The organism is Parasphingorhabdus sp. (assembly GCF_048269865.1).
Lineage (GTDB): Bacteria > Pseudomonadota > Alphaproteobacteria > Sphingomonadales > Sphingomonadaceae > Parasphingorhabdus.
Map to the genome: position 1 here is coordinate 25389 of NZ_JBLWUA010000008.1, position 13432 is coordinate 38820.

The 13432-nt window shown below is 57.3% G+C and carries 10 protein-coding genes; 8 read left to right on the plus strand and 2 right to left on the minus strand.

All coding sequences use genetic code 11. From position 1 onward, the window contains the following. Positions 1-15 precede the first annotated feature (15 nt). The 6 genes from ACN0WW_RS11730 (at position 16) to ACN0WW_RS11755 (ending at position 8646) form a co-directional block, all read left to right on the plus strand. Positions 16-564, plus strand: coding sequence for an ECF-type sigma factor (locus ACN0WW_RS11730; protein ID WP_417612673.1), 549 nt, complete (start codon positions 16-18; stop codon positions 562-564). Positions 565-566: 2 nt separating this feature from the next. Beyond that, positions 567-2954, plus strand: a complete 2388-nt coding sequence (locus ACN0WW_RS11735) for a protein kinase domain-containing protein (protein WP_417612675.1) — start codon at positions 567-569, stop codon at positions 2952-2954. A 247-nt stretch (positions 2955-3201) separates the two neighbouring features. Beyond that, positions 3202-3639: an FKBP-type peptidyl-prolyl cis-trans isomerase gene (locus tag ACN0WW_RS11740; protein ID WP_417612677.1), complete on the plus strand. Its 438-nt coding sequence runs from the start codon at positions 3202-3204 to the stop codon at positions 3637-3639. Positions 3640-3922: 283 nt separating this feature from the next. Beyond that, entirely contained in the window at positions 3923-6469 is a 2547-nt protein-coding gene (locus tag ACN0WW_RS11745) for a TonB-dependent receptor (protein ID WP_417612679.1), read from the plus strand. Between the two features lie 219 nt (positions 6470-6688). Continuing rightward, on the plus strand, positions 6689-7240 hold the full coding sequence (locus ACN0WW_RS11750; protein ID WP_417612681.1) for a nuclear transport factor 2 family protein: 552 nt from the start codon (positions 6689-6691) through the stop codon (positions 7238-7240). Positions 7241-7293: 53 nt separating this feature from the next. Further along, complete coding sequence (locus ACN0WW_RS11755) at positions 7294-8646, plus strand: aromatic ring-hydroxylating oxygenase subunit alpha (protein ID WP_417612683.1); 1353 nt, start codon at positions 7294-7296, stop codon at positions 8644-8646. Between the two features lie 22 nt (positions 8647-8668). Here the strand turns inward: ACN0WW_RS11755 and ACN0WW_RS11760 are convergent, their stop codons facing one another. Then, on the minus strand, positions 8669-8887 hold the full coding sequence (locus ACN0WW_RS11760) for a hypothetical protein (RefSeq protein ID WP_417612685.1): 219 nt from the start codon (positions 8885-8887) through the stop codon (positions 8669-8671). A gap of 224 nt (positions 8888-9111) precedes the next feature. Between ACN0WW_RS11760 and ACN0WW_RS11765 the strand changes: the two genes are divergently transcribed. Continuing rightward, complete coding sequence (locus ACN0WW_RS11765) at positions 9112-10176, plus strand: hypothetical protein (RefSeq protein ID WP_417612687.1); 1065 nt, start codon at positions 9112-9114, stop codon at positions 10174-10176. Between the two features lie 131 nt (positions 10177-10307). On the opposite strand, the gene ACN0WW_RS11770 is transcribed toward ACN0WW_RS11765, so the two are convergent. Continuing rightward, a complete protein-coding gene (locus ACN0WW_RS11770) occupies positions 10308-10934 on the minus strand; it encodes a TetR/AcrR family transcriptional regulator (protein WP_417612689.1) in 627 nt (208 codons plus the stop codon). Between the two features lie 124 nt (positions 10935-11058). Here ACN0WW_RS11770 and ACN0WW_RS11775 point away from each other — a divergent pair, with 124 nt between their 5' ends. Continuing rightward, positions 11059-13425: a TonB-dependent receptor gene (locus ACN0WW_RS11775; protein ID WP_417612691.1), complete on the plus strand. Its 2367-nt coding sequence runs from the start codon at positions 11059-11061 to the stop codon at positions 13423-13425. Positions 13426-13432 lie beyond the last annotated feature (7 nt).

Sequence of the window (13432 nt, forward strand, 5' to 3'; positions counted from 1 at the left end):
ATCAGGAGGCGCTGGTTGTCGGGTACACTGGACCATAAGAAATTGATGGCGAGCTGGCAAAAGGGTGACCGCGACGCTGGCGATAAGCTGTTTGCAAAAATTCATCGCGAGTTGCGGCAGATTGCCGCTGCCAAACTGGCACAGGAACACAGCAGCTCGCTTTCGACCGGAGACCTGATCAACGAAGCGGTGATCAAGATATCGCGGCTGACCGAACTTGAGTTCATGAACAAGGCGCATATCCTGGCGCTGGCGTCACGGATCATGCGGCAGATACTGGTGGATCACGCCCGCGCCAAAGGCCGGGACAAGCGGCAGCATCAGAAGGTCACGCTGATCACCAATATCGCCGAATGGAAGGAACCGGTTGCGCTGACGGAACTGGATTTGCTGCTTGACGAGCTCAAGGAGATTGATCCCCAGCGGGCGGACATCGTGGAGATGCGGTTCTTCGGCGGCATGTCGATCGCAGATATCGCGGTGGTGCTGGACATATCGGAAGCGACGGTCAATCGCCGCTGGGCGGCAACCCGTGCATGGCTCCATGACCGGCTAAGCGAATAATCATGCATTCCTCCGACCCTCATATCGAGCGCGCCGCCATGGAACTGCTCGAAGAGGCAATGGATGTTCCACAAAGCGAGCGCGAGGCCTTTATCCGCTCCGCGCCCGATACGCCTGCCGAAGTGATAGCCCGCGCTCTGTCGCTGCTAAACGCGGAACGCGTTTCGAGTGCGGATCTCGGAACCGGCGGCGCACGGCTTGCCGATGAGGAGGAGGATGAGGAAAGCACCCCCGACCGCATTGGTGCCTATCGCATTCTTCGCCTTCTTGGCCGCGGCGGCATGGGATCGGTCTATCTGGGCGAACGGGATACGGACAATTTTGAGCATGTCGTCGCCATCAAGCTGATCAAGCAGAAATTGCTTTCCGACAGCCTGATTGAACGTTTTGAGCGCGAGCGGCAGATATTGGCGCAGCTGAACCATCCCCATATCGCGCGGCTCTATGACGGCGGCGCAACGCAATCCGGCTCGCCCTATATCGTCATGGAATATGTTGACGGCGTGCCGCTTCAGCAATGGGTGACCGACGAGACGCCCGATCTGGAAAGACGACTGGATCTGTTTACGCAGATTTGCGACGCGGTATCTTTTGCGCACCAGAATCTGGTGATCCATCGCGATCTTACACCGAGCAACATTCTGGTCAGCGCCGGCGATCAGGCGAAGCTGATCGATTTTGGCATCGCCCGGCCACAGGCCGAAGATGATGATCGAGCAAGCGGTTCCACCTTTTCTGCGCTGAGTCTCACGCCGGGCTATTCCGCGCCGGAACGCGCCATGGGACAGGCAGCCAATACGCTTTCGGACGTCTATTCCCTGGGCAAGATTCTGCAATTGCTGATCAAAGACCAGGACGCTCCCGAACTGCAGGCGATCGCGGCCAAGGCGACCGCAGAGCGGCCGGAAGAGCGTTTCGGCGGTGCAGCCATGCTGTCCGAAGAATTGCAACGCTATCGGGATGGCTATCCGGTTGCGGCCTATTCCGAAAAAAAACGCTATCGCTTTCGCAAATATCTGTGGCGCCAGCGGTATGCCGCCGGGAGCCTGACGGCCATCATATTGCTGCTCGTAGCCGGACTGGCAGCGACCGGATGGGCTTACAACCGAGCCGAAATTGCGCGCGCAGAAACCGAACAGCGGTTTGACGAAGTCCGCGAACTCGCAAATTTCATGCTTTTCGATCTCTACGATGAACTGGAACCGGTGACCGGCAATACCAGGGCCCTGACGCGGATCGCCGATAAATCGAGACGCTATCTCGACCTCCTGGGCAGGGAAAAGAGCGCGGACCCCGAGCTCGAGCTTGAAATAGCGCAGGGCTACAAACGGCTGTCGCAGGTGCTCGGCAATCCCGAAGCCGCTAACCTGGGCCGCCGCGAGGACGCAGGCAAAGCGCTGCGCATCGCGGTCCAGAGGCTGGAGGCGCTGCACCGCGAACATCCCGACAATGATGCTGTCACAAGATCGCTTGCGGAAGCGCAATATGCCTTGTCGATATTCATATTCATAGCCGAGGACCAGAACGAAGAAGCCATCGCTCCGGCAGAACGTTCTGCGAAACTATACCAGTCTTTGTCCGAAGAAGGTTCTGGCACATTGGATGATGATCTGGGCAGAATACGGTCCGCCTTGCAAGCGGCCAAGCCGCTCGTGTGGAATGATAACGGCGCGGATGCGATCGCGCGAATGTCGAAGCTTGCCGGCCAGATCGGGACCCTGGCAAAACAACATCCGGCCAATCGGATAGTGCTCTATGATCAGGCGCGCACGCTTTCTGCACTCTCCAGCGCCATGTCCTGGCATTATGAGATCGACTCGCCCGATTATTTGCGCGCGATTCCGCCTAGCGATCAAGCGATCCGCCAGTTTGAAGCGCTCCACAAACGCTATCCCGACTGGCGCGCCATAGACCGGAGTCTGATCGCCGCCTATTTCACACGAGCACTGATCCATTATGATCTGGAAAACCTGAAGCAGGCGGCGACCGATCTGTTTAGCGCGGAAGCGATAGCCATTCCGCTGACGGAAAAAGACCGAGACGACTATGGCATGGCACGGCGTCTTCAAACAATTTATAGTCAGCTGGCTCCTGTTCTGGCGGAATTGGGCCGTTTTCAGGAAGCGAAGAAAATGGCGCAACGGCTGGTGAGCGACCGTGAGGTTTCATCGGCAGCCGAGCCCGACAATGCCGGCTATTTTCGCGACAAGACAACGGCGCTGATGACCCTCGCAGATGTGGTTACAAATTCCGGCGACAAGGCAGAAGGGTGCAGACTGTACAAAAAGGCGCGAGACAATTGGCGCGTCATCGAGCGACGCTGGGGCATCGATGAATTGCTCCGCAAGAATGATGTCGAACCCGTCGAAGAAGCGCTGCGATCCTGTTAGTCGTTGCTATCAGCAACCGGTACCGGCCATGTGTCGCCAAGTGCTTCTGTCCTGCACATGTCCTGTGCAAGCAGAGAAATGCTGATGCTCGCTTGGTACCTCAAACGCTCAAGGCACAGCGGCCAACCGGAGATTATGTTTGACTAGCAGGCTCATGATCGCGACACTTGTATGTGCGCGCATCCGTTAAATGCGCAGCCGAAAGACGGTTTAACGATACCGTTTCCCCCCTAATGAAAGGACAAATATGCAAAATGCAAAGCAAGGCGATACAGTCATAATCGACTACTGCGTTCGCAAAGGCGATGGCACAGTCGTCGGCGATACCAAAGAGACAGGACCTCAAACCATCAAGCTCGGCGACGGCGCGATTTTTCCTCAGGTTGAACAAAAGCTGGGCGGCATGACCGTCGGTGACCAGGAGACGATCGCGATCGACTGCGAAAATGCCTTTGGCGCCCGGCGCGAAGAGATGGTGGTCGACATTCCCAGGCAGAACCTGCCAGCCGAAGCGGACCCGCAGCCGGGCATGGTCCTTGAGGCGCAGCAGCAGGACGGTTCTTCTATCACGCTCCACATAGTGGCGGTGGGCGAAGACACGGTGAAAGCCGACGGCAACCACCCGCTCGCCGGGGAGGATCTTTCGTTCGATGTCACCCTTCGCGAAATCAAGGATGCTGCTTAAGCCATTCAGGACGGTTCCGGTTGGTCGCTCAGGCTGACCGGAACATTCCGCCCGCCATAGTCTCCATGGAGCCTGCCAAAAACCTTCTGCGGCCTATATCGAACCGACTGAGCCTTTCCCGTACAGGGACTCGCCGGGCTGACCCCCACCAAGACAATCGCCATTTTTAATAGGCCAAATTTGTTAGGCCAAAATGCTAGGCGCAAATCCGCCACCGCCTCTTTAAATTGCCCGCAAGCGTAGAAAAAGCGCTGCAGGTCAATTAATCAGGAGGAGATTCGGAATGGCGAAAACCGCTTTGCGTGCAGAATTACTTTATCGGACGTCTATCGTCGTCGCCATGATGGCGGCATCAGGAGCGGCTTATGGCCAGGCTCCAGCAACGGCGCCCGCAGCGGCCAGCCAGCCGGTCGCGGCCCCTCTGACCGCATCGCTATTGTCCCAATCCGCTACCGAAGACGCTGCTGCCCCAGACACAGCAAGCACAGAGGCCGTGCAAAGCGGCGGTGTGCAGACGATCGTGGTTACTGCCCGGCGGCGCGAGGAATCGGTGCAGTCCATTCCCGTCTCCGTGCAGGCTATCACCGCTGAAGAAATCGCGGCGCGCGATTTGAGCAGCCTCGAAAAAATCGCCGCAGCGACACCGAATTTCACCATCGCACGTTCTTCAAACGGTGCCGGCGCACAGCTTACCCTGCGCGGTATCGGGTCGTCCGCGACGTCGATCGGCATCGAGCAGTCGGTCGCCATTGTTGTCGACAGCGTCTATTATGGCCAAGGCCGCATTATCAACGAAGGCTTTTTCGATCTGGCCCGGGTTGAAGTGCTCAAGGGGCCGCAGTCTTTGTTCTACGGCAAGAACGCAACCGCCGGTGTTATTTCCCTGACCACGGCTGATCCCGGCTATGATCCGGAATATATCGGTCGCATCGGCTATGAATTCGCCGCCGAACGGGCCTATGCCGAAGCGATCATCTCCCAGCCGCTGACCGATACGTTTGGTGTGCGGCTTGCTTTGCGTGGCTCACGGATGTGGGGCGGCTATTACGACAACCAGCAGCAGACGATCAGCTATCCGACCGTGGACGCGGCCACCGGCAACACCAACCCGCATACCGCTGCGCCCGCTGCATCTGAGCAGCCGCAGGAACGCGAATTGATCGGCCGTATCACCCTGAAATACGAGCCGGACGATCGCCTGACCGCGAAGCTCAAGGTCTCCGGCACCTATAACCGCACCGTCGGCAATGGCTGGAACTATGTGGCAGTCAATTGCCCGACCGGCCAGACAACCATTGCGCCCAACTATACCTGCGGCAATAATTTCACCATTCACCAGAATGATTTCCCGCTCGATATCGCGCAGGACTATCCGTACGCTCGCAAAGACGGCGGTTTGTACAATACCTACAAGTCCTGGTCGGCCACCGGCTCGCTGGAATACGCGCTGGACAATGTAACCATCAGCTCGGTCACCAACTATAACTGGAACAACAACAAGTTCGCCTGCGACTGCGACTTTCTGAGCGGTGGCACCTGGGCAACGGAAAATGCCAGCTATGATGCGTTCAGCCAGGAACTGCGGGTCCTCACCGACTTTGATGCACCGGTCAATCTTATGATTGGCGGCCTGTATCAGAAAACCACCCGTGATTTCTTCCAGGCCGTGATGTTTGCGGGGGCCGAAGATTCGTCGGCCAGTGCGGCAAATCGCTATGTCGCCTATTCCAAGCAATCCCAGACCAAGGGTGAAACGCTCTCCGGCTATGGCCAGGTCATGTGGCAGATCACACCGACGCTGGAAGCAACCGGCGGCGTGCGCTATATTCACGAAACCAAGGACAGCAGCTTTACCCAGCCTTACGTCAACGTCGGCTTGCAGGGACTGTTTGTGCCAGAAAGCGCAGCCGTCAACGGCACCATCTTCGGCAACCAGACGTTTAACGACTGGTCACCGGATTTCACCCTGCGGTGGAGACCGACCGACGACGTGATGCTTTATGGCGCCTATCGGGTGGCCTATAAATCCGGCGGCTTTTCGAACAGCGCGATCAACTCCGCCTTGTCGGCCACGCCGGCTACCGACCTGACCTTCGACCGGGAAAAGGGCAAGGGCTATGAATTCGGCGTGAAGTCGACGCTTGCGGACAACCAGTTGCAGGCAAACATCACCTATTATAACTATAAATATACCGATCTTCAGGTCGACTTTTTCAACTCGCAGATTTTTGCCTACATCACCTACAACGCCGGTAGCGCGCGTTCCGAAGGCGTCGAGCTGGAACTGGAATATGCCCCTTATGCGGTCCCCGGGCTGAGGTTGCGCGGCAATTTGAACTATAACCGGGCGCGCTATGAAGACTTCATTGCGCCCTGCTATTCGGGTCAGTCGATCGCGGCGGGCTGCACGCTTAACATCGGCGGCGTTCCATCGCAGGATCTCAGCGGCGTTCCGACAGCGGTTGCACCGGAATGGACGGGCACGGCCGGCATCTCCTACGAGACGGAGCTGTCGAGCAGTCTGAAACTGGGTACCAATTTCGACATGCGGTACAGCGATTCCTATATCGCCTCGAGCTTCGGCGACAAGGCGACGACGCAATCCTCTTATGTCGTTCTGGATGCGGGCATCCGGTTCGGGGCAAGTGATGACAGCTGGGAACTGGCCGTGATCGGCAAGAACCTGACCAATAAATTCTACTTTACCGGCGGCGGCACGGCTCCGCTGACCGGTTCCGGAACCGGAACCGCTGCTGCAGTCCGAGGAGACTCCCTCGGCTATGGCGCTTTCCCGCGCACGGTGAGTGTACAGGCTACCATCCGGTTCTGATCGGAATTTGAACTTCCAAGCCATAGTGGAGAAACAGATTATGGCGAAGAAACAGAAAAGTGACAGGGCAACGGCGAATAGTCGTTGCCCTGCACCCAGACGCCGGGCGATTTTCAGTTCAGGCGGTTTCCGGTCCGGCACCGGTATTGTCCGCCTCTCTCCCTTCTCCGGTACGAGACGCGCGAGAGCAAGGACACCTAATATAGCGGAGCATTTACAATGACCTCAGCCCAAAAAACCAACACGGCCTCGCCGTCCCGGGAACAGCGGATTTCCGACATGCTGGACAAGCAGGATTGTACGGAGCTGGTGCTTCGCATGGCCCGAGCGATTGATCGCTGCGACGGCGACCTGGTCAATCAATTATTCCATCCCGACGCGACAGATGATCACGGCAGCTACAAGGGCAGCGCCAAGGATTTTGTGCCCTGGGTGATGGAGGTGCTGAAAGGCATGCATCGAACCCAGCACATGGTTGGCAATATCCTGATCAAGCTTGATGGCGATACCGCCTACGGGGAAAGCTATTTTATTGCCCATCATGCCATTCCGGCAGAGGATGGCACCGACAATTTCATGATCGCCGCTGGCCGGTATCTTGACCGGTTCGAGCGCCGTGACGGCGAATGGCGTATGGCCCATCGCGGCGCCGTCTATGACTGGAGCAGCATCAGTCCATCGACCGATATCTGGGACCGCACCAATATGCCCGATTATAGTTTCGGGCTGCGGGGCAAGGAGGACCCATCCTATCGGCATTTCGACAGCTAGCCCGTTCTATGTTAATATGAGCCCAAAACCGAAGTTTTTCAGGAGATATTCCAATGTCCAATGTCATCAGCGAAGACCGGTCCGACGCCACACTCAAAGCGCAGACCGACAAGTTGCGCGATCCGGAATTTCGCAACACGCCCATCACCCCGGATCGCTATTCGTCCAAGGAATGGGCCGACAAGGAATGGGACAAGATCTGGACCAAGACCTGGCAGATTGCCGGCGTCGCTGCCCAGCTGAAAAAAGCGGGCGACTGGATCACAGCCGACTTCGGACCGGAAACCATTGTCTGCATCCTCGGCGAAGATGAAGAGGTCCGCGCCTTCTACAATGTCTGCCAGCACCGCGGCATGCCGCTGGTAACCGGCGAGGAGGGCAATGCGACCGGCAAACGCCTGACCTGCCCCTATCATGGATGGGCCTATGAATTCAGCGGCCGCCTGAAATCGGTACCCGACGAAGCTGATTTCCTGCAGGGTTCGCCTTGCGGCAAACTTAATCTCGTACCCGTGCAGTGCACGGTCTGGGCCGGATTCATCTGGATCAACATGGACGAGAATGCCGTGTCGCTGCGCGAATTTCTCGGACCGATCGCCGAGCAGATCGAAACCTATCCGATGGACAAGATGGTGCGCACCCACTGGATGACGATCGAAGGCAATTTTAATTGGAAGCTGGTCCAGGATAATTTCAACGAAAGCTACCACGTGCCCTTCGTCCATCCGCAAACCAAGTTTGTGATGGAATATTCGCACCACCACTGCCAGTTCGACCTCTATCCTGAAGGCCATGCACATATGATCATGCCCGGTGCCGGGCCGACCAAGACTTTGCGCGGCGGCGAGAAGGAAACGCTCGAGCAGATGGCCGAGGAACTGGAATTCTGGGGCCTCAACCCGGACGATTTCCGCAAGGGAAAAACCGGCGAAATTCGCGCAGCCCTGCAGAAAGCGAAGCGGGAACTGGGAGCAGAGAAAGGCTTTGATTTCTCAAGCTACAAGGATTCCCAGCTGACCGATCACTGGCACTACACGATTTTCCCGAACCTTTCGTTCAGCCTGAAGCCGGACGGCAATATCTGGCTGCGCGCCCGGCCCCATGAAAGCGATCCGCAGAAATGCTATTTCGACATGTGGTATATGACATTGTTCCCCGAAGGTACCGAGCGCTATTATTCTCAGAGCATGGCCGAGTGGGTTGATGTGTCGGTTCCGGCGCCGCATGTGCAGGGCAACGTCGACGAAGTGTCAATGGGCCCCGGTATCGATCAGGATGTCGAGGTCTGGGAAGTGCAGCAGCGCGGCCTGAACTCGCGTGGCTACAAGCGCGACTATCTCGCTTGGCAGGAACGCCGCGTGCGCTTCTTCCACGAAAATCTTGAACGCTGGATGGCCGACGACTGACCAACCTGCGCAGCACCAATAGCTAGTCGCCCCCGGAGATGCCCTTCGCCAATATCCCATTGGCGATCCCGGCAATCTCCTGGGGCGATTTTTCTTCCGACCAGATGCCGTAGCGCAAGCCCAGAAACACGTTCATCCCCATGATCGCCCAGGCATGGGCCTCTTCCAGCGGGCCGCGAAAATCACCCGCGGCGCTGCCTTCCTGCAGCCGCTCGTGGATCCGCTTTGCCGCATGTGGCAAAATCGTTCTGGATCGGGAACGGCGTATCGCATTGCCGCAGCCGTATCTCTAGTGCCGGTTAAAGAAAGCCCGGAACCTTGGAATGCCGCAACAAATGACCTTTGACTAACCGGTCTCCTGCTTTACACTTTACTCGCAACCGCGTGGTTTTGCTGTTTCTGGAGGCAATCCTGCATCTCATTGGGACGGGAGCAATCGAGTGAAATTAGGTTAGGGGATGAGAAATGGCGAATACTTCTAAGGGAATAGGTAGCCTCGCTAACAATACGACGGGCGAGTCGAATGCCGCATTTGGCGACAATGCTCTGCATGCTAATACGACCGGCAACTATAACACAGCTCTGGGGAGCGGGACACTTGCCCTTAACACCGTCGGTTATGGGAACACGGCAGTCGGACTAAATGCCCTCAACCGAAACGCGACAGACGGCGACACGGAAGAGCCAACATCTGGCCGCAATAATACTGCCGTGGGTAATTCCACGATGGTCTACAACGTGTGGGGAGATAACAATACGGCCATGGGCGATACCGCTCTCGGGGGGATGACTCACGGCTCGAACAACGTTGCAATCGGATCGGATGCGATGTCAAAACCGGGGGCTAAGTTCGGCAACACCGCTTTAGGAACCGAAGCGTTGCGCGACTGCAGTACCGGCCTCAACAATACCGGCGTCGGCATCCACTGCGGCTTCAGCAACACGACGGGAAATTCTAATACCTACCTCGGCTACTTTGCCGGAGCCGATGCCAAAGCTGTCGATTTTAACGTCTTCCTCGGCTATGCGAGTGGTCTCGGCATTACCACCGGTGAACAAAATCTTTGCGTCGGTTCCGATCCGGATAGCTCGGGTTCAGGTATAGTGACAGGTAGCTACAATACAATCATCGGCAATAATGTTGGTGGCCTAGCTACAGACCTGTCAAATAACATCATAATCGCCGAGGGCCAAGGCTTCATCAAAGCACGGTACGCGTCAGCAACCGATAGCTGGACTCTGACCAGTACATTCGTCCAGACGAATAAGATCCTGCTCGATAGCGGGCTGGCGGTGAAAAAAGGAACCAACAGGCGAATCGGAGAAGCCACTCTTTCAAGCGGGAGCGTCACCGTGTCGAACACGTCGGTAACTGATGACGATATCCTCCTAATCCAGCGAAAGACAGGTGCAGGAACCCTAGGTGAGCTAACTTATTCAATCTCTCCGGGCACTGGCTTCACCATTGCATCAACGAGCAATAGCGACGACTCTGAAGTCGTCTGGATGCTGATCGAACAGTACCCGTAAAGTCAATTACTGCGGGCAACACCCCTCATATGAAAGCAGGATTCTCTTTAACGCCAGTGCTTAAATAATGTCTAAAAGTTAAATCTATCTAGTCGCGTGGCAGCTCTTTGGCAGCAAAACTATGGATCGCGTTACCCTTTCCCCGCCGCGATTCCCCCAGCCAATATCCCATTGGCGATCCCGGCAATCTCCTGGGGCGATTTTTCTTCCGACCAGATGCCGTAGCGCAACCCCAGAAACACGTTCATCCCCATGATCGCCCAGGCATGGGCCTCTTCCAGCGGGCCGCGAAAATCACCGGCGGCACTGCCTTCCTGCAGCCGCTCGTGGATCCGCTTTGCCGTCTCCTCATAGTGCAGACGATAGCTGGCCGGATCGACAAATTCCGATTCGTCGATGATCCGGTAGATTTCCTTGTGCTCGCGGGCGAAATTCATGAACGCCTCCAGCGCCAGCTTTTCCCGCTCCAGCGCATCCTGCCACTCCGTCATCGCGCTCGCGGCATGGCTTTTCACCCGGGCGCTCATGTCCTTGACGAGTGCGCTGAACAGTTCATCCTTTGAATCGAAATAGGTATAGAAACTGCCGAGGGCGGTCCCCGCGCGCTGGGTAATTCCGGTGATCGAGGCTTCGTGAAAGCCCTTTTCCCCAAATTCCAGCGCCGCCGCATCCAGCAGCTTGCGCTTTGTCTTCAGCCCCCGCGCCGTGCGCGGTTGCTTGCCGTTAGACTCGGTGTGATCGGTATATTCAGTGGCCATAATGTCACGGCTAACCGGATTTATCCCGCTTGGCAAATTTCTAAGTTGAAGTTTGATTCATGTTTCAATATAGCGCCCTTAATGACCTGGAAATGCCAGGCACATTTTCAAGGAGGATGCTATCATGAAATTCCAGCACACCGTCAGCTATGCAGCAATTGTCACCGGCCTCGCGGCTGGACTTATCGCTCCTGCCAGCGTTCACGCCCAGACCAGCGAATCGGCTGACCAGGGCTCCGAAGACGGCTTCATCGTCGTCACCGCTCGCCGCCGCGAAGAACGGCAGATTGATGTTCCCATCGCGATCACCTCGTTCTCGTCCGAAAAGCTGGAACAGCAGGGCGCGATCGATATTACCGATATTGGCCAGACCACGCCGAACACCACATTGGAAGCATCGCGCGGCACCAACTCCACGCTCTCCGCCTTCATCCGCGGTATCGGTCAGCAGGATCCGGTCTCCGGCTTCGAGCAGGGCGTCGGTATCTATCTCGACGATGTCTATCTCAATCGTCCGCAGGCTGCCGTGCTCGACATCTATGATGTCGAACGCATCGAAGTGCTGCGCGGCCCGCAGGGCACGCTCTATGGCCGCAACACGATCGGCGGCGCCGTCAAATATGTTACCAAGCGGCTGCCGCAAGAGCCTTCGTTCAAGGCGCGTGCGACTTATGGCACCTATGACCAGGCTGAAGCAGTGGTCACGGCCAGCCTGCCGGTGTCTGACATCATTCGTGTCGGTGCATCCGGCGCGCGGCTCTCCCGGGGCGGTTTCGGCAAAAATCTGACCACCGGTCTCGAAAATTACAACAAGGATATCTGGGCCGCACGCGGCACGGTCGAACTCGGCGGTTATGGCGAGCCCGTTCTGATCCGGATTTCCGGTGACTATACCAAGGACAAGAGCAACCCGCGCGGCGGCCATCGTCTCATTCCCGGTGCCGTCTCCGGTGCGCCGGTGCTCGACGATGTCTTTGATACCCGTGGCGGACTGAATGACCCGATCCAGGATATCGAGGCCTATGGTCTGGCGATGAACATCACCGCCAACCTGAGCGACAGCGTCACCTTCCGCTCGATCAGTGCCTGGCGCAAGGATGACACGGCGACACCGATCGATTTCGACGCGCTGCCTGCGGTCGATCTTGATGTGCCCGGTCTCTATCTGAATCAGCAGATCAGCCAGGAATTCCAGCTGCTCTATGAAGGCGACAAGCTGAACGGCCTGATCGGCTTCTATTATCTCGATGCCAAGGCCGACACGCTGTTCGACGTCCGGCTGTTTACCACGGTCGCCGGGCTCACCGCCTTCACACAGGCTGACGTCGACACCGAAACCTATGCGGTCTTCGGCGACTTCACCTATGACTTTACCGAGCAGTTCAGCCTGTCGGTCGGTGGCCGCTATACGTGGGACGAGCGCAGCGCCAACATCCTGCGGCAAAACTATGTCGGCGGCGGTTCGCCAACCTTTGGCGGCGCGGGCATTCCGGCCGGCGCGCCCGCCACCGATTTCGAAGGTAGCGCGAACTTCAAGAAATTTACTCCCCGTGCTTCGGTAAGCTTCAAACCAAATCCCGATCACAATATCTACGCGAGCTTCTCGCAGGGCTTCAAGGGCGGCGGCTTTGATCCGCGCGGCGTCGGTATCAATGCGCCGACCAGCAACGCCAGCGGCGTTCCCAGCGATGCCGAAGTTGCGTCTTTCCTGAGCTTCCGTCCGGAATCGGTCGACAGCTATGAAATCGGCTACAAGGGCAGCCTGCTCGACGGCGCTCTCAACGTCGCGATCGCCGGTTTTTATTCAGACTATAAGGATGTGCAAATTCCGGGGTCCGTTGCCTGCAACGTCGGTGGCTTCGCCTCCTTCTGCGGCGTCATCAACAACGCTGGCAAGGCCACTCTCAAGGGCGTCGAACTGGAGGCAAGTGCCCGCCTTGGCCGGGATATGCTGGCCAGTGGCGACCGGGTGATGCTGTCGGGATCGATGGGCTATATCGACGCGAAATATGACGAATATATCACCAATATCACCGATCCCACGACAGGCCTGCCGGTGCCAACCGATGTTGCCCAGTTCCGGTCGGTGCAGAACACGCCGAAATGGACCGCCAGCGGAACCTTTTCCTATTCGACGCCAGTCGGTGACGGCGATATCTATTTCGGCACCACGCTGTCCTATCGCAGCAAGGTCAACCAGTTCGAGATCGCCAATCCCTATATCGACCAGAAGGGCTATGCCCTGTGGGATGCCAATCTGGTCTATAATGCACCGGACAAGCGCTGGAGCATTGGCCTGCATGGCAAGAACCTGACCAACAAGCGCTACAAGACATCGGGCTATACCTTTGTCGCGGCTGACCCGGTCACCGGTGCAATCATTCCTGGAGCCAACGGCCAGCCGATCCCGACGCTTGGACCCGAAGGCACGCTGACCGCCTTTTACGGCAACCCGCGTCAGGTCTTTGTCACCGCCGGGGTGAAATTCTGATCGGCAT